The sequence below is a fragment of the Psychrobacter sp. CX21 genome (assembly GCF_057396255.1).
Window position 1 is genome coordinate 78082 of sequence record NZ_JBXYJG010000012.1, and the last position, 18296, is coordinate 96377.

13 protein-coding genes and 3 tRNA genes are annotated in these 18296 nt (G+C 38.3%); 9 read left to right on the forward strand and 7 right to left on the reverse strand.

Annotation, left to right across the window (positions count from 1 at the left end):
- The first annotated feature begins 42 nt into the window (after positions 1 to 42).
- On the forward strand, positions 43 to 1992 hold the full coding sequence (locus tag AC2SLP_RS08275) for a sigma 54-interacting transcriptional regulator (RefSeq protein WP_486536200.1): 1950 nt from the start codon (positions 43 to 45) through the stop codon (positions 1990 to 1992).
- 483 nt (positions 1993 to 2475) lie between these two features.
- Positions 2476 to 2560: transfer RNA gene (locus tag AC2SLP_RS08280), tRNA-Leu, on the forward strand.
- A gap of 239 nt (positions 2561 to 2799) precedes the next feature.
- Here AC2SLP_RS08280 and AC2SLP_RS08285 read toward each other — a convergent pair.
- Positions 2800 to 3894, reverse strand: coding sequence for a protein kinase domain-containing protein (locus AC2SLP_RS08285; RefSeq protein ID WP_486536201.1), 1095 nt, complete (start codon positions 3892 to 3894; stop codon positions 2800 to 2802).
- Between the two features lie 195 nt (positions 3895 to 4089).
- Here AC2SLP_RS08285 and AC2SLP_RS08290 point away from each other — a divergent pair, with 195 nt between their 5' ends.
- On the forward strand, positions 4090 to 4971 hold the full coding sequence (locus AC2SLP_RS08290) for an ATP-binding protein (protein ID WP_486536202.1): 882 nt from the start codon (positions 4090 to 4092) through the stop codon (positions 4969 to 4971).
- A 55-nt stretch (positions 4972 to 5026) separates the two neighbouring features.
- Here the strand turns inward: AC2SLP_RS08290 and AC2SLP_RS08295 are convergent, their stop codons facing one another.
- The 3 genes from AC2SLP_RS08295 to AC2SLP_RS08305 all read right to left on the reverse strand — a co-directional run bounded on the left by AC2SLP_RS08295 (position 5027) and on the right by AC2SLP_RS08305 (position 9210).
- Positions 5027 to 6190 carry a ribonuclease Z gene (locus AC2SLP_RS08295; RefSeq protein ID WP_486536203.1) on the reverse strand — a complete coding sequence of 388 codons (1164 nt, stop codon included), beginning with the start codon at positions 6188 to 6190 and terminating at the stop codon, positions 5027 to 5029.
- An 89-nt stretch (positions 6191 to 6279) separates the two neighbouring features.
- The gene (locus AC2SLP_RS08300; RefSeq protein ID WP_486536204.1) at positions 6280 to 7572 is read right to left on the reverse strand and encodes an adenylosuccinate synthase; all 1293 of its coding nucleotides are present in this window, start codon (positions 7570 to 7572) and stop codon (positions 6280 to 6282) included.
- A gap of 297 nt (positions 7573 to 7869) precedes the next feature.
- Positions 7870 to 9210, reverse strand: a complete 1341-nt coding sequence (locus AC2SLP_RS08305; protein ID WP_486536205.1) for an ATP phosphoribosyltransferase regulatory subunit — start codon at positions 9208 to 9210, stop codon at positions 7870 to 7872.
- A 663-nt stretch (positions 9211 to 9873) separates the two neighbouring features.
- Between AC2SLP_RS08305 and AC2SLP_RS08310 the strand changes: the two genes are divergently transcribed.
- Complete coding sequence (locus AC2SLP_RS08310) at positions 9874 to 10260, forward strand: DUF2237 family protein (RefSeq protein ID WP_486536206.1); 387 nt, start codon at positions 9874 to 9876, stop codon at positions 10258 to 10260.
- Between the two features lie 170 nt (positions 10261 to 10430).
- Positions 10431 to 11477: a magnesium/cobalt transporter CorA gene (gene corA, locus AC2SLP_RS08315; RefSeq protein WP_486536221.1), complete on the forward strand. Its 1047-nt coding sequence runs from the start codon at positions 10431 to 10433 to the stop codon at positions 11475 to 11477.
- A gap of 102 nt (positions 11478 to 11579) precedes the next feature.
- Here corA and AC2SLP_RS08320 read toward each other — a convergent pair whose 3' ends face one another.
- Positions 11580 to 12032 carry a phosphate-starvation-inducible protein PsiE gene (locus AC2SLP_RS08320; RefSeq protein WP_486536207.1) on the reverse strand — a complete coding sequence of 151 codons (453 nt, stop codon included), beginning with the start codon at positions 12030 to 12032 and terminating at the stop codon, positions 11580 to 11582.
- A gap of 160 nt (positions 12033 to 12192) precedes the next feature.
- Positions 12193 to 13056, reverse strand: coding sequence for a bifunctional methylenetetrahydrofolate dehydrogenase/methenyltetrahydrofolate cyclohydrolase FolD (gene folD, locus AC2SLP_RS08325; RefSeq protein ID WP_486536208.1), 864 nt, complete (start codon positions 13054 to 13056; stop codon positions 12193 to 12195).
- 1088 nt (positions 13057 to 14144) lie between these two features.
- Between folD and AC2SLP_RS08330 the strand changes: the two genes are divergently transcribed.
- The 4 genes from AC2SLP_RS08330 to AC2SLP_RS08345 all read left to right on the forward strand — a co-directional run bounded on the left by AC2SLP_RS08330 (position 14145) and on the right by AC2SLP_RS08345 (position 16534).
- On the forward strand, positions 14145 to 15788 hold the full coding sequence (locus tag AC2SLP_RS08330) for a sodium:solute symporter family protein (RefSeq protein WP_486536222.1): 1644 nt from the start codon (positions 14145 to 14147) through the stop codon (positions 15786 to 15788).
- 73 nt (positions 15789 to 15861) lie between these two features.
- Positions 15862 to 15993, forward strand: coding sequence for a putative transporter small subunit (locus AC2SLP_RS08335; RefSeq protein ID WP_486536209.1), 132 nt, complete (start codon positions 15862 to 15864; stop codon positions 15991 to 15993).
- 262 nt (positions 15994 to 16255) lie between these two features.
- A tRNA-Cys gene (locus AC2SLP_RS08340) sits at positions 16256 to 16329 on the forward strand.
- 118 nt (positions 16330 to 16447) lie between these two features.
- A tRNA-Leu gene (locus AC2SLP_RS08345) sits at positions 16448 to 16534 on the forward strand.
- 463 nt (positions 16535 to 16997) lie between these two features.
- On the opposite strand, the gene AC2SLP_RS08350 is transcribed toward AC2SLP_RS08345, so the two are convergent.
- Positions 16998 to 18230, reverse strand: coding sequence for an LD-carboxypeptidase (locus AC2SLP_RS08350; RefSeq protein WP_486536210.1), 1233 nt, complete (start codon positions 18228 to 18230; stop codon positions 16998 to 17000).
- Positions 18231 to 18296: the final 66 nt, after the last annotated feature.

Sequence of the window (18296 nt, forward strand, 5' to 3'; positions counted from 1 at the left end):
AAAATATTGTATTTTTATAATAGGTATAACAGGAACTAAGCCATGACTATGAGTAATACCATTTGGTTAATTGATGATGACCCCGCCTTGAGATTAATACTTGAAGATACGTTTAACGATGCCGGTTTAATCGTACAGACGTTTTCAAATGCTAAAGGCGCGTGGGCGCGATTAAATGATATATTAAATGGTCATGAATCGCGTGATATCCTCCCAGATATTGTACTTACTGATATCCGTATGCCGATGATGGATGGCTTATCCTTTAGCGACTGGATGCATAGAAACTTTCCTGAGTTACCCGTTATAGTAATGACCGCTCATTCGGACTTAAAATCAGCGATAGACAGTTATGACACAGGCGCTTTTGAGTATTTACCAAAGCCATTTGATTTAGATCATGCTGTATCGGTGGTCAATAAAGCCATTCAATCTAATCCTGTTAATAACGCCCCTACGTCTACATCAAATAATACTGATCAGACCGATGTTGCCGCTACAAGCAAGCATTTAGACGTTATTGCTGCTAGCAGTGACAACACCGTAATATCCCAACCTAAGTCTGAAAATAAAACGCAGAAGACGCCTATACCTGCTCCTAGCCGCAAGAACAAGAAAACGCCTAACGATTCAAAAACAACCATCATCGGACAGTCTTCAGCAATGCAGACCGTGTTCCGTGCAATTGGTCGACTGGCGTCTTCACCGATTACCGTCTTAATCACTGGTGAGTCTGGTACCGGTAAAGAATTGGTTGCAGGCGCGCTTCATAAAAACTCTCCACGTCATAAAAACCCCTTTATCGCTCTAAATATGGCGGCCATACCGCATGAGCTTATAGAGTCGGAATTATTTGGGCATGAAAAAGGCGCTTTTACAGGGGCTACGACCCAGCGCCCTGGACGCTTTGAACAAGCCAATGGTGGTACTTTATTTTTAGATGAGATTGGTGACATGCCCTTTAGTACGCAAACACGGCTATTGAGGGTATTGGCTAATGGTGAATTTTTTAGAGTGGGCGGACAAAAGCCCATTAAAGTAGATGTTCGAATAATTGCGGCCACACACCAGAACCTTGAAGTATTGGTAAAAGAAGGTAAATTTAGAGAAGATTTATTTTATCGTTTAAATGTCATTCGTCTGCCACTACCACCTTTGCGTGCTCGTCCCGATGATATCCCAGAATTGACCGACTTTTTCATGCAGCGTGCCGCTGAAGAGATGGGTACAGAAGTGAAGCAGCTATCTGATGATGCCTTAGCACTGATGCAGAGATTTAAATGGCCTGGCAATGTACGTCAGCTTGAAAATGCGTGTCGCTGGATCACCGTTATGGCGACAGGCGATATATTAACCGTTAGTGACTTGCCTCCGGATCTTATTGAATTTGCAAATCAGTTGCAGCAGCAAGCTGAATACCAACTATTGCGTAATGATGCTCAAATCTCAGAAAGCACAATGAGTGCCAATGATAGCAACCTTAACGCTCAATCTAATCAACATTCAAGCTCTAATTTAAAGTCACCTCCACAACTGCCCTCACATCCTGATCAAGCGCAAGGCGCTCAGCCTCATAATTCCTCCTGGGACCAAGCGAGCAGTCTGCCCAATTTACCAAGCCCAATCACGCCTACGCACATTAATCCATCTTCATCGCACGTTCAGCAAGAAACAACTGCTCAGTATAATGGTACCGAAAACAGTCCTCAAAATGGTCTTCACAATAGCGTGCCATCCAATCAAAATAACAACAACGCTTCAAGCGCCTTACAATGGCAAAATCAGTTATATAACTGGGCAGACAATGCGCTCAACCAAGGCCAAACTGAAATTTTGCAACTCGCTACACCAGAGTTTGAAAAGATATTAATCAACGTAGCTTTAAAGCATAGCCGTGGACGTAAGGGTGAAGCTGCTGATTTGTTGGGATGGGGACGCAATACGTTAACCCGCAAACTCAAACTTTTGAATTTATCTGAGACTAATTATTAATGGGTCAACAATCAGATGGGTTAACGATGAGCAATAGGCTAACAACGATCTTTAAAGTATGATGTATATTTGAGTATTGGCTTCGCTTTCAAAATAATATAGCTTTAACCGAGCGAAAAACCTTGTTTGCAGCAAATTATTTATAAAGAGCTGAATGGCGTATTAGGGCGTGTCCCTATTTGAAAATGAAATAATTTATGGTCTAAAAATGGCATTATTGTCGCCAAACTGTGTCTAATTTCTAGCTAATATCTTATAGTATCTTCAAAATTATTGGTGTTTGACAAAAATCTATCCCAATTTTAGCCTCACAATCCAAATAGGGACACGACCTAAATAAAAATACTTAAAAAACTTAAAAAAAGCTTGCCAACTTTTTTAAATTGTATATAATAGCCAACCACTGAGACACACTAACCCAGTGAGTATCATTTAAGATTTAAGCGATTAAATTTAAAAGTATGGTACTGGTAATAAATTAATGGGGCTGTGGCGGAATTGGTAGACGCACCAGATTTAGGTTCTGGCGCCGAGAGGTGTGAGAGTTCGAGTCTCTCCAGCCCCACCATTTATACGGTTAGTCAATCTCATATCAAATATTAAAACCCGCTTATTAGCGGGTTTTTTATTGCTTAAAATTTATAACTACGTTTATTGTACAGATATTGAACGGATACCTTTTTAACAGTATGGGTTTTATTTGTTTAGCTAATTACTTGTTTAGCTAATTATTTGTTTTTGATAATAACTAGTTTTTGCTAATAAATTGGTCCAGCTAATTATCTCCTCCAGCTAATTATCTACGGTTTAGGCCATAAAGTCAGCATGCTGCTCTAAGCATTCAATAACCTCATCCATGTTAACCATTCTATTTTTTAAATGTTTAGCCATAAGTTTGTCTATTAACGGCTGAATGATCGCCCACTCATTGGGTAAAATAGGTATAGACGTCTGGCAATGCTGAATTGCCCATTTTTGCATTATATCGTTATCACCATGCTTGTTATTTAAGTCATAAGCTGTGTAAGGACGATATCCTACCAATATCTCATACATTGAGATTCCGAAGGCATAAATATCACTTTGAATACTCTTTGGTTTGCCTTGCCAACATTCTGGTGCTAAATAAGCCGGAGTACCTGCTAAACTTTGATTGCTTTTATCATATGAATTGTGCGTATCAAGGGATGTTACATAGCTAAAGTCATTTAGATAAGTCACAAATACCAATGAATTATTTTGTTTTAGAAGATGACTGGTATTAATGTAGGTTGTAGGGGTGGATTTAGTATTAAATTGCTTCGTACCAGCTTTTACTGGTTGATAGAGCTGCGTATTTAATAGCCGCTGCTTATGGCGTAATCCATTATGGCGCTTTACATCTAACAAAACATTACTTGGTTTGATATCCCCATGAATCCATCTTTTAGCATGTAAACATTGAATAGATTTACCCATTTGTACAACCAGATTTAGCCGATTGCGGCTTGATATTTTATTTTTAGACAAATAATCCTTCACACTACCTAATTTAAAATACGGCATTAATATGGCACTATAGTCAAACAGTGTTTGTTCTATTAGTACAACATGTCGAGGTAATACACGATAATGGGATATGCCGCAGTCTGAGTTAATGCAAGATTGCTTTAAAAGATCGATATTAGTTATCTCATTATCTAAATCTGTTAATAAAAGCTCATTGGTATGAGTCAGTTGCCACTTAACCACGTAAGAGGTAGCAGACTTATCTACGCGGCTAAGTCCTTGGACGTTTGAATTTATACTCGCTGTGTCATAACTTAAACGCAGATATTTGACATTTTTAAACCCCTGTTCACACAGCAGTTGATTGACAGTCTGTATAATAGTGCCTTGAGATTTTATAGTGGTTAATTCCATATTTAGATGATTTATAAGTTTTTATTATTTAATAGTTTTTGATAAAAGTTTAAAACTCTCAAAATATCATTGCTATAAGCTTTTAACTCGCTTTTGAACCTCTCTTAACCGCTTAACCGCTTAACCGCTTAACTATAACGCACTTTCATACCCCGAATCTTTTTTAGATTTATTTTCATTTACGGTTTTATAGATATGGCAACTTCAATCAATACCTTAACTCTTGACGATACCCTTGCTCAGCTACTTGCTGACTATTTAAGACAGCATACAACACCTCCGCTTTATATTGAAAGTGAGCATTTGGCTTATCGCTGGGTCGGTGGTCAAAAAGGCATATTAGAACCGATCAATGTGAGCTCAAATCTGTCTTTAGACGATTTATTAGGTATTGATACTCAAAAACAAAAGATTGTTCAAAACACCAAACAGTTTTTGGCAGGATATCCCGCCAATCATGTTATAATGACTGGGACAAGGGGGGCAGGCAAATCCTCAATGATTCGCGCCTTGTTAAACGAGTTTAAAGACGAAGGGCTGCGTATGATTGAAGTGTCTCGTGATGATTTAAAAGCACTTGATAAAATACGTCAAGCCATTAACGACAATGCTAATAATGACTGCCGATACATCATCTATTGCGATGATTTAGCGTTTAATGGTCAAGATGAAAACTATCGTACCTTAAAAACAATTTTAGATGGTGCTTTAGATTCAGAGCAAGATGAGCTATTGGTATATGCTACCAGTAATCGCCGTCATCTACTCCCCCAGCTGATGAAAGACAATGTCAATATATACGATGGTCAAACCGATGAGGTCAACCCTTATGAAGTGATCGATGAAACCGTATCATTATCAGATCGCTTTGGATTGTGGCTCTCCTTCTACCCTATGGATCAATCGACATATCTGCAAATTGTCGAGCATTATCTTAACGCTGAAGGTATAGAGTGGCAGGATAATATTCGTAAGGAGGCGTTGCTATGGTCATCTAGCCGTGGCGGGCGATCAGGTCGGATAGCCTATCAATTTGCAAGACATTGGATTGGCAGCTTGCGATTAAAACAAAGCTAAATGTATTTGGAGATGTATAACCTGTTCTACGCAAAAGCTCTTAATAATGCTTAGGCTATTTACTTATGAATGGTAATTGTTTGACCCCTTTATCACTAACTTCATAGCGTGCAAAATCACGGGCAAGCCATAGATTGCCGTTATAATATTGCTCCGCTTCTTGACGGATATCAGCCATGTTATCTGTCTCAGATTCTGAATCATCAAAGGGCTGATAGCGGGCGCTAAAATGCGTTAATATAAGATTTTTTATATTTACTGATTGGGCAAATTTTGCAATACACTTTACAGTAGTGTGCATAGGATCTATAGCTTTTGGACGCGAATGAATTTTATCAGCTATCGCCTGTGTATAGGTGGCTTCGTGCACCAATAAATCAACATCATTTGCAGCGTGCGCTAGTAACTCAGGGTTGTCGTTATCCCCTGCTACAATAATCTTTAAAGTTTTAGTCATTCGGCTAGTGTAGTCGATTGAATTTAGAATAGTGCCATCCTGCAGCGTGACGTCTTCACCAGATTGTAGCCTACCCCACACCGATGTCGGTTCGATACCTTCTCTATTCAACTTATCGATATCAAGCTTAATTGTTTGAACTTTTTGAGTAAGCTTGAAGGCATAGGAATCCACCCGATGTGATAACTTAGTAACATACAAGTCAATTTGATGCGTACTTAAAAAATTAAGCGAGAAGGACTGGTCAGAATTTATCAGGTTTTCAATGGAAATAAATGTTATGCCGAAGGGAAGATATAATTGCGTCGTAAGCTTGACGGCGTCAATAAACTCAGCGATCGCTTGAGGCGCAATAATAGTCAGTGGAGACTGCCTACCCGACATTGCCATACTGGCAAGTAGACCTGGTAATCCATAACAATGATCGCCATGAACGTGCGTGATACATATTGCTTCGAGTTTATGTACACTGAGGTTTGTTTTAAGCAGTTGATGCTGCGTTGCCTCCCCGCAGTCTATTAATAGCCATTTGCGGTGCTTTTTACTTTGTTGGCTACTCCGCGACGCAAAGGGGTTTAAGCATTCAATTGCTAACCCTGTGACATTACGATGTTTGGTAGGAACACCGGCTGATGTTCCTAAAAAAGTCAGATGAAGCATATCGTTGATAACCTCATCATTAACACCCTCATCACTAACACCCGCATCATTAATAACCTCGATCGCAATTATAAAACAAAGGGATATGTAGCCTAAACTCATATCCCTAAATGGTTATTAATACCTATTAGATCATTCGTATTAAGTAATACGTATTAATTAATACCTAGTAAGCAATGTTTTTATAATGCTTATGTGGCATCATACGGATCACGTAGAACGATGGTTTCTTCACGGTCTGGACCTGTCGAGATGATGTCCACAGTACAGTCTATTAACTGCTCAATACGTTTGATATAGGCTTTGGCTTCTTCAGGTAGGTCTTCATATTTGGTAATACCTACGGTTGATCCTTCCCATCCTGGCAAAGTCTCATATTTAGGCGTTACTGATTCATAAAACTCACCATCATGAGCACCCGCACATTCCGTTTCTGGTAATTCGTAGCCGATACCAATGCGTATTTCATCTAAACCATCTAATACATCAAGCTTAGTTAAGCAAATTCCTGACAATGAATTTAGAACCACCGCACGGCGCAATGCTTCAGCATCGAACCACCCACAGCGGCGAGCACGGCCCGTTGTCGCACCAAACTCATGACCGACTTTGGCTAGGTGAGCGCCCACATCATCAAAGAGTTCGGTTGGGAACGGACCACTACCTACTCGTGTGGTGTAAGCTTTGGTGATCCCTAGTACATAGTCAAGATACAAAGGGCCGATACCTGTACCCGTTGAGACGCCGCCTGCGGTAACACTTGAGCTGGTAACAAACGGATAAGTACCATGGTCGATATCTAACAGCGTACCTTGAGCGCCCTCAAACATTAGGTTTTTGCCAGCAAGGCGTAACTGATTTAGCTCTTCAGTCACATCACAAACCAAACCGGTCAGCTCTTTTTTCCACGCTTGACACAGCGCATACGTGTCATCAAAGTCGATAGCATCAACTTCATAGTACTGAGTAAGCTGGAAGTTATGATAATCAATAAGGTTTCTAAGCTTTTCTTCTAAATCGTTACGGAACAAATCAGCAAGCTTAATAGCTCTGCGAGCCACTTTATCTTCATACGCCGGACCAATGCCGCGGCCTGTAGTGCCAATCTTGCCTGAGCCGCGTTTTAATTCACGCGCTTGATCTAGTGCAATATGGTACGGCAGAATCAATGGGCAATTTGGTGAAATTCTTAAGCGCTCACGAACAGGAACATTATTATCCTCAAGCTCTTTCATTTCAATAAGTAAAGCTTTTGGCGAGAGTACAACACCGTTACCGATATAACAGGTCACCCCTTCACGTAAAATGCCAGACGGTATTAAATGTAGTACGGTCTTTTTACCATCAACAACTAGGGTATGGCCTGCGTTATGACCCCCTTGAAAACGAGCAACTGCGGAGGCTTTTTCGGTCAGTAAATCAACAATCTTACCTTTACCTTCATCGCCCCACTGGCTACCTAGTACTACAACATTTTGTCCCATAACAAATCCTTAACCGCTTCAATTAAACTAAAAAACTTTGGAAATACTTAAATTATGAAAATGATAATTTTTAAAAAAACATTAACTTTAAATAAAAAAATGAAATAAAAAACGAATATGATTAATAAAATAGAGTATATGTTCTGTATCTTATTAAGTTACTATCCTTTTTTTTGTGACTATTATTTTTCGAGTGACTATCCCTTTGCACCTAATAATGAAGGATTACAACGGTTTAAAATTAATATAAATTTTTAAGCAATAACAAGATATTAATTTCAAACAGGCTAACCTACCTCAAAGTGCTTGTAATACCCAATCATTGTTTTCCAAAACAAGAATATGAGTTACTCCTTTTGGCTTGTCCTCTTTGCTTAAAGGGCGAATCACTCTATAACCCTCAGCACGAAGTTCAGATATTTTTGTATTTAGTGTATTCAAATCTTGATGTAATTTATCTCTATTATCGCCAATACCACTACTATTATTGGTTGCTCGATTGCGCATATTTTGTATTTCAGCAATATCATCGAAGTTTACCAATATTAGCTTCGTCTCATTTATGCTAATTAAACGCTGTAAACGCGTCACTTCTACGCTAAACCCAGTTGCGCTACGTGAAGGTATTTCTTCTGCTAACGTATCAGACGAATGCTGACCTGTTATAAAGCTGTGGCTATTAAAACGCCCGCCCCGAACCACGGCTTGAGACTCATTGCCGAAGTATCCATTAAACACGATGCCGGTATGATAATGATAACCAAGCTCTGTAATATCTACGCTCACATTACCGCCAAGATCGCCGCTAATATAAGCCGCCATAACTTGCACATCTTTGATGGCATCATTAATTACAGAGTCTTTATTTGCCGCATCGGATAAAGCGTCTTTTAGCGCTTGCATGTCATGCCCATATACGGCCAAGTGATAAAAATCATTACCCATAGGCAAATCACTACAGACATTTTGTAGTTCAGGTAGTGCTTTATTGGCATATAGATTAATAAGCGCTGATGCATCATTGTCAGATAAACCTGCCAGCTCCTTGAGACGAGCAAATATAGCTACTTGGCCTATATCGATGTGTAGCTTTTGCTTTAAATCTAAAGTATCGAGCAAACAATAAAGAACCTCTATAAGTTCTAAATCTGCATCTAAACTGTCGCTTCCAAAAATTTCAGCTCCCAATTGAAGCGGTGTACGTGAGCCGAACAAGCCATTAGGCAGGGTACGAATAACATGACCTGCATAGCAATAGCGGGCTATTTTATCCGCTTTACTGAGCTTATTTAAATGCGCATCTATACGGAGTATTTGCGGAGTAATATCAGCTCTCACACCCATCAAACGGCCTGAAAGTTGGTCAATAATCTTAAAGGTTTGGCGTTTTAAGTCTTCTGATGCATTGCCAAGCAAAGATTCGGTAAATTCAATCATTGGCGGGCAAATGAGCTCATAACCACGATTTACTAATAAACGGGTTAACTTATATCGCAGCCATTCTTGTTTTTGAGCTTCGTTAGATAACAAATCACTAACACCATCTGGCAATAGCCAAATATTTTCAATATCTGAAACCTGTGACAGCTTATCCGCGGTTTTATTTTGAACATTACTGGAGGGTGAACTATCAGACACGAGTAATCCTTGTTTGGAGACATCAGAGTGTGTGTATTGAGATTTATTAAATATATCTTAGGTACACACCGCATTTGGATGCCATTACCAAATCGCTAGTTAAAGTGTTTTAGGTCTTATGATATGTAACCGACCCTATTTACTCATAATTATAAATGTAGTTTGAACAAGGCACTTATTAAAGTATTACCTTTTATAGTCGCATATTAATCGCATACGGGTGTTGCAATTAATAAAATAATTCAAGTCATACCGAATTTTAAAATTAACATATCGAGAAAAACGAGTGCAAACGTTACAAGTAGTAGGTTCAGCGGATTTGGCAGCGATAGGTTGTTTTTTAAGAAAAGGTATAGCTTGTTTTATTCGACTCAATCTTAATTCTATTTGAAACAAACCCTTAGTCTAGCATAGCTCTCTTGTTTCGACTAGCCAGACTATAAACAATTATTAAGTTCTGTTGTGAAAGTAAGCGTAGCTTAAAACGTGTTCTTTAAAAATATATAAAGTAATGATTTGCATCAATTTATAGCTTAAACAGATTCAAAAATTTATTGGCCACTTCATTTACTATAAATGTCACATAGAGGTTATGTTAAAATCAAAGCATAGTTATATTTATAGTAACATTTGTCTTACCCTATTTTTAGAGCACTTATATATATGTCTTCAAATCATCCAGACCCTTCTCTTAACCAAAGAAACGTTTTAGGTACTGCCCTATCTAGTTGCTGTTTTGATCCTATCACAGGTTATTATCGTAATGGCTTTTGCCATACTGGGCCTCATGATGTCGGTCAACACACGGTCTGTGCCAAGATGACGAGCGAATTTTTAAACTTTTCGGTCAAAACCGGTAACGATCTTGTGACGCCGATGCCAGAATATGGCTTTAGTGGCCTTCAACCTGGCGATTATTGGTGTGTATGTGCTTTACGTTGGCTTGATGCATTAGATCACGGCGCCGCACCTCAGATTAAACTTGAAGCATGTCATGAAAGCTTATTAGATTTAGTCGACATGGATACTCTTAAACATTATGCATTATAGTTATCAGCATGCCTCATTCTAATCAGTCTAAGACTACGGATTATCAGTATGCCAAGTCTTTGGAAGCTGATATCTTAATGCAATCTAGGCATATCTTACAGTCGACAAAGCCTGAAAGTTTTGCAAACGATCATGAAGAAAAGCAAACCTCTGAGCTGTTGTCATCAACCATGCCCGTATACGATCCTGATGCCGAACGTGTTGAAGATTTTGAACGTTCAGGCATCAATGAAATTGTCAATTGTTGTGTATATTCTAGAAAATCAGGTGAGTTTATACAGGAAATTGAACTCGATGATGTTGCAGATCAACTTGCAAACAAGGATCATTTTATCTGGCTAGGTCTTTATGATCCCAATATAGATACTATCCATAAAGTAAAAAACGCTTTTGATATTCATGAGCTGGCATTAGAGGATGCGTTTAATGAAAATCAGCGTGCTAAAGTCGAAAATTATGGACAAGACTCTATATTCGTCGTTGTGCGTACCGCTTATTTAGCTGAAAATACCATTCATTATGGTACGACCTCGATGTTTATGGGTAATAACTACATTATTTCCATTCGCACAGGAGCATCCCACTCTTATGCTCCTGTACGCGCGTATTGTCACAAACGCCCTGAAAAAATGCGTATGGGCCCGGTATTTGTATTACACGCCATCCTTGATTATGTCGTAGATAGCTATTTACCTATTACTGACAGCTTGGCTGAGTACTTAAAAGAGCAAGAGCGCATTATTTTTTCATATAACTTTAGCAAGAATACGTTGCAAAGCCTTTATACATTGAAGTCTCAATTAGTACATATGCGCGCCGTTATGTTACCCGTTCAGGACATATGTAATTTTTTTATCAATCATAAAAAGACAGAGCTTGCTACTTCATTTCCTAATGCAGCAAAACCATATTTTAGAGATATCAATGACCATTTACTTAGGGCATTAGATGCGGTAAATGGACTTAATGAGATGTTGAGTGTCGCTATGGATACTTATATGGCCATGGTGAATATGGGGCAGAACGAGGTCGTGCGTAAGTTAGCAGCGTGGGCGGGTATACTTGCAGTGCCAACAGCAGTTGCAGGTATATATGGCATGAACTTCGATATTATGCCCGAATTACATTATGAATATTCATATTACATCATTCTGGGTTTGATTTTTTTGACGTGTTTAGTGCTATATCGCCAATTTAAGAAGTCAGGTTGGCTATAACTTAATAACATTTTTGATGTCTTACTATTGATAACCAGACACTAATATAAGCTAAAATTTTCGCCCTAAATAAACATCTAATGTTTTGACGCAATATTATGATTAATGGTCTTTATCGCGCACTTTTTTATGATTATCTTCGGGTCGTCCAAACTGATTTGACGTCCATGTCAGCAGTACAATAGACAGGCTTAGCACAAAAATAGAAACAGTAATGGTCATCAATAGCCACAAATGATAAGTATCGGACACGGCTTGTACATCTACAACCAAATGTCGTGATAAGGCAGTAATGGCGATATAGATAAGAAACTGGACAGGCAATCGATGCGTCTTAAAATAAATACCAATCATTGCTAATAATTCTAAATAGATGAATAGCATCAAAATATCTTTTAAAGCAGCTTTGCCTTTTTCTAAAATCCCAATAAACTCAGCACCTGCTGCCCATATCACAACAGCACATATCACTAGCAATACAACATAGTGACCAACATCTACCATCAACTCGCCAAAGCTTTGAACTCGATCGTGCCATTTTTTATTATCAAACATTCAAAGCCCCTCTAAGTTTCACTTAATAGTTTGATGCAATCGTAAAAAGCCTGTCAATAATCATTCTTGTTTTTGATTAAGGCGTTATAGCTAGTCAAGCTAAGCTAATCGCATTTAGCAAATAGATTTTAGCAAATCGATTTTAGCTAAACGGGTATAACTACATAGCTGCCGCTTTCTCAGCCGCCTCAACAGTCTGACGTATCAAGGTATTAATTGTCATAGGTCCTACGCCTCCTGGTACTGGCGTATAAGCTGAGGCAATTGAATCAATGCCCTTAAGCTCAATGTCGCCCACACCGCCCTCATCCGTTGGGTGAAAGCCTGCATCTACCACAACTGCGCCCGGTTTGATCCACTCCTTTTTGATCAGTTCAGGAACACCTACCGCACCAACCACAATATCCGCACGCCCAACATGGTCTGATAAGTTTTGAGTTCTAGAATGGCAGGTCGTTACTGTACAGTTCGCATTCAATAGCATTTGTGCCATAGGCTTACCCAAAATAGCACTTCGACCTACGACTACTGCATGTTTACCTGCAAAATCAATGCCATTATGGTCTAATAAATACATAATACCTTGCGGTGTACATGAGCCATAAGCGGGCTCACCCATACTCATACGCCCAAACCCAAGTGAGGTAACGCCATCCACATCCTTGGCCAAATCAATGGCATCAAAGCATGCGCGTTCATCAATTTGTTCAGGTACTGGATGTTGTAGCAAGATACCGTGTACGTCTGGGTTACGATTTAACTCATTTATCTTATTTAAAAGCTCATCTGTCGTCGTTTCTTCTGGCATTTCTACACGCATAGACTCCATACCAACTCGTTTGCACGCATTTCCCTTCATGCGAACATACGTTGCTGAAGCAGGATCACCCCCCACTAATATGGTCGCCAATATAGGCGTACGACCAGTATTCTTAATGAGATCAGAAACGCGTTGACTAAGTTCTGTCTCAATTTGTTTAGCAAGTGCTTTACCATCGAGACGTGTGGCAGTGGTTTGGGTCATATAAAGCTCCATAATCCAAAAATTTTATACGGTAAATTTACAATACTAATAGTGTATTAATAGATCTTTTCTTATTCATTAAAAGTTATGCATTACAACTTTGCTTTTTATACGGTTATTGTACCCTATGATCTTAAAATAATCAGACCCTGTAAGTACATTAATAGCGTTTTTTTATCATTAGCTATGTTTATCGATAAATGGGTATCTTTAAATGAGCACCTATAAATACATACTTATAATTCAAATTTTTTAATAAATCAAAGCTATCAATTCGATAGATGTAATTTGAAATTTATACAGATTTAAGTTACTCTATGTTTCGCAAATTTTGCTGTTCATACCTGTTTAATTTGTATTCAAATGATTTTTATTAAACGGATCAAGTCATATTTATTATCAGATTATGAATAGCTAAATAGTATCGGCCGATGCCATAAAGACCTCTATGTCTTAGTATTTGCATTAGCCTCAATTTGGAAAGCCCATTTTGGTTTATTTAAATCATCGTATTTATTTTAACTTGTTATATGCATTGGGTATTACCTTTGTCAAACTTATAAGATAATTGAAGACTACTATCTTATTACTTTCAATAAAATAAAAAACATTACCACAATTTTGAGAAGAAGATATCTCTTAAAGGTGTGCTTTTTATGTGAATTTATACTTTATGTGAACGTCAATTTAAGACTAACTTAGACTCTGAGAATTAGTTAGATTCTGAGAATTTGATGTAACAAATTTGATATTGCGTTTAATATTGTGTTTGATATTACGTAAAGTTTTATACATTTGCTCTAGCTTCAGTTCTTTCCTTAATAGCTATTTAGTAGCTTTATGCTTAGTTTCTTTATACATCGGCATCGCTATGCATTATCTTTGATTGATATGCTGATGTTACAACTGGCCTGTCCTATTACACCATAGTACAGGCATTTTTTTGTCCAAAATATGAGCCAAAAGTTTTTAGATATGAATTGAAGCTGGACTTAAATAAGGATGGTGACATTAGAAATATGTAGATCAACCACAGTCATCATTTTTTCTTAAATTTGATTAAGGAGAATGATTTGCAAGCTCAAGAACTGTTTCAATTTTCAGCATGGGCTATCATCATTATGATGCTGGCTTTTTATGGGGGGACTTATTTACTCTCATTAGTGATTAAGAAGGAAAAAGAAAACACCTCAGGTTTTATGGTTGCTGGTCATGGGGTTGGGTTTGGTATGGGCGCTGCTAGTATGACAGCGACCTGGATTTGGGCGGCGTCTTTTTATGCCGCAGCTACTTCGGGTTATAAGTATGGATTATCAGGCCCTATTCATTATGGATTTTGGGGCGCACTGATGATTCTATTCATATATCCATTTGGTATGCGCTTTCGCCAGTTAGCTCCTAATGGTCATACCTTAGGTGAATTAATTAATGCTCGACATGGATCCTCAAGCCAATTGATCTTAGCAGTCTCAAACCTGATGGGTAGTTTAATTAGCTTGATGGTCAATTTTACCGCGGCAGGTGCTTTGGTTTCGGTATTATCACCTTTATCCTTCCAGACGGGGGTATTTATCGCTGCTGTCGGGGTACTTAGCTATACCCTAACTTCAGGCTTTCGCGCTTCAGTATTTACTGACTTTGCACAGCTGGTAGCTTTAATGGCAATCGGTGTAGTGATTATTCCAGCGGTCTTATTCGCTATGGGTGGCCCACAGGCCATGGTAGATGGTCTACCAAACTTAACTGCTCAGCAGCAAGATTTCTTCTCATCAGAAGCTTTCTTACAGCAAGGAGCCCCATACTTTGTGGCTGTATTGGCTTATGCGATAGGTAACCAGACCATTACCCAGCGCTTATTTGCAATTGATAAATCTAAAATTAAAGCCACTTTCTTTACTGCAACCGTAGGCTACGCAGGTATTGTGATTGGTTTAGGAATGATTGGTCTGATGGCATTGACCGTAGGTATACAGCCGCTTGATGGTGATATGAATAACTTAATCCCACAAATGGTAAGCACATACCTTCATCCTGTATTTATTGCCTTGTTTTTTATATTGGTTATTGGGTCTCTGTCATCTACTGCTGACTCAGACTTATCGGCGCTTTCAACCATTATGATGGCAGATGTATATGGTAAAAACATAGCCAAAGACAATCCAAACCCCAAAAAAATGATGATTGTTGGACGTGCCACCATGGTAGTTGCAACTGCTTTAGGTTTAATTTTTGCCAGTTTAAAGCTGGATATACTTGTCATGTTGGTCTTCGTTGGTGCGCTTTGGGGCGCCGTGGTCTTTCCAGTTATTGCTAGCGTATTTTGGGATCGAGTAACTAATCTAGCTTTTACCGCTTCAGTTATCGTCGCATTATTATTCTTCTGTATTGCTCGTTTTGAGCTATTGCCTATAGAAGGCGGTATTGCCTTAATGTTTGAAATCTTTGCAAGCGTTGGCGCTGCGGTAGTCATAGGCTTAATGGTATTTGGCTTTTTCGGACGCAAATTAGGCATCATCGCCGCTTTTATAACTTTAGTATTAATGCTTATCTACGCCACAGGGTTCCTTCGTGATTATGAGGTATTATTATCTTCATTAACTGCCTATGGTGTCAGTACAATAGTTTGTGTCGCATTGAGCTTACTGAATAAAGAGCGCTTTGATTTTGATTTAATCAAAGAGCGTGTCGGCAGCTATGACAAACCAAACACGCAAGAATCATCTTCATCTTGATTACCGTTTGAATTGTCACTGTACATAGTTTTAAATCATATTTTATTTGTATTCTAAATATAAGGAGGTAAATATGAGCACATTTGCTTACGGACTGTATATTTTAATTTGGCCTGCAATAACTTTAGGTGTATTGATTCTGATTTGTAATGCCACCTATCGAGATGCTAAAAAAGCGAAAGCACAGAATAAAGAAATAGTTTAACCATTACTGATAAACGGTTAATTTGTTGGATCATTCAAAGCATACTTTGTTTAGTTTACGAATATAGTTTAAGTATCATATTTAGGTTATATGATTTAATTACTATGTTTATAGACAATCTAAGTATGCTTTTTATTTTGTTCAAACTATTGAATAACGTTAATAGCTTTGAGTATAAACAAAATAACTTATATAATTTAAATATAGTCGTTTATAACCCTTGTAATTTAATTTCAATTTGCTATTATAGTTCACCTCAAATGGCTGGGTGGCAGAGTGGTTATGCAGCGGATTGCAAATCCGTGGACGCCGGTTCGATTCCGACCTCAGCCTCCAAATTATTCTTAAAGCTTTTATATGTTTGAGAAAATAAGTGTTGACGCATATTGATTTTATGATAATATACGCGCACTTAATGAGTTGCTAAAGGTTAGCAATTTAGTTTAAAAGTTTTGCCCGGGTGGTGAAATTGGTAGACACAAGGGATTTAAAATCCCTCGATCGCAAGATCGTGCCGGTTCAAGTCCGGCTCCGGGTACCATATTTTAGTTATAAGAAGAAAGGCTTCCAAGCAATTGGAAGCCTTTTTTTGTTTGGGTGTTTTGTAGGTTTTAAATACCCTTATAATACCTAGATTACATGAGTATTAGAACTAAATACTTATAAGATTATATCGCATAGTAACTTCTTACAATCAGTTTTAGCCTGATTATAAATGTTAACACTAGTTTAATTTACATGGTCGAGTAGTAGTTATTAATAAGAACTAAGGGTAGCTTGTTAGAAAATTCAAACTGTCCATTTAAATAAAAAATATCTACTTCTGCACTCTTTACTATATATGTTAATCAGACTTCCGCTTTTTAATAATTTTATATATGCACCCCATTGCAATACCTAGTATTAGGCCTACTATTCCAAAAAATGTAATATGCACTGTTAGTTCAGTTAAAATATTCATAAGCTCTCTTAGATTTATATTTAAAAAAGTATTAAGTATTGTATTAAGCCCTATTCGAAGCCCACAATCCTTCAGGATAAATATGCTGAGCCTTAATAGTAGGATATCCGCTAAACTTTAGCTGCAATGATTCGTTATCTGGCGTTAAAGTACATACCGAACCTAAGGGAAAGCTATGCTTGCCAGCCACATGCCCAAAAGGCATTCCTGTAAATACAGGCAAGCCTGTGATACGCTTTAACTGCTTTATAACTACCCCCATATCATATCGAGCATCATAACTGTCTTCTCCCGTACCACTAAATGCGCCCAATACAATGGCTTGTTGATTCTTAAAGATACCTGCTAAATACAGACTATACAACATACGCTCTACTTGATAGGGCTGCTCACCAACCTCCTCTAAAAATACAATACCTCCGCTTGGACTTGGCAGATAAGGACTTCCTACCAAAGCCGACATCACACTTAAGTTGCCACCCCAAAGGACACCTGAGAGAGGTCGCTTTAACAACGAATACTGCTGCTCCGGTAAGGGTATAACTAAGTTTGGGTTGGTAATGGCATTAACAAACGCTTGGCAGCTCACTTTATCTGGTTGTTTTTTGCCAAACTCGCTGTACAACATCGGTGCTGATAAGCTACTCATATTACCTTGTGCCAATAAAGCACATTGAAGCGCAGTCACATCACTAAAGCCTGCAAATATAGTCCCCTGCTCTTTAAGAATATGCCCAAGTGATATCCAGTCAATATGCTCAAGTAAGCGAATAGCACCATAACCACCTCTTATAGCCATCAGCATTTTAGGGGCTGGTACCGCACCAGTTGCAATGTTCTGTAAGTCGCTAGCCCGCTGCTGATCCGTTCCGCCAAAGCGTAGATACTGTCTGCGCATTATGTCGGGATTTTGAATATCAAAACCAGCACAAGCTAACCGCTTTACGCCTAATGTGTTTCTGGACTCATTCAGCCCAGCATTAGAGCTTGCAAACAAACGAGTGGAAATGATGGGTGTACTGCATTTAAGATTATTGATCTTTAGGTTATCGTTCTTATTTATATTGTCATTTTGGTGATTAAGGTCATTAGAGTTATTAGGATTAGAGTTATTAAACAAACTCTTATCAGAAGATGTAAGCGTCTTAGTGTTTGCCTTTTTTGGATAACTTCCCAATATACTCAAGCCACCGATACCGAACGCGGTTAGCTTTAGAAATCGTCTACGGTCTAAACTTGTTGTATTAAGCTCTATAGAGTGTTGCGAATCACTCATACTCACCTCAAATCAATGAATTAGATATATCTTGTATCATATCTAAAACCCAAAACCTACTGTTGT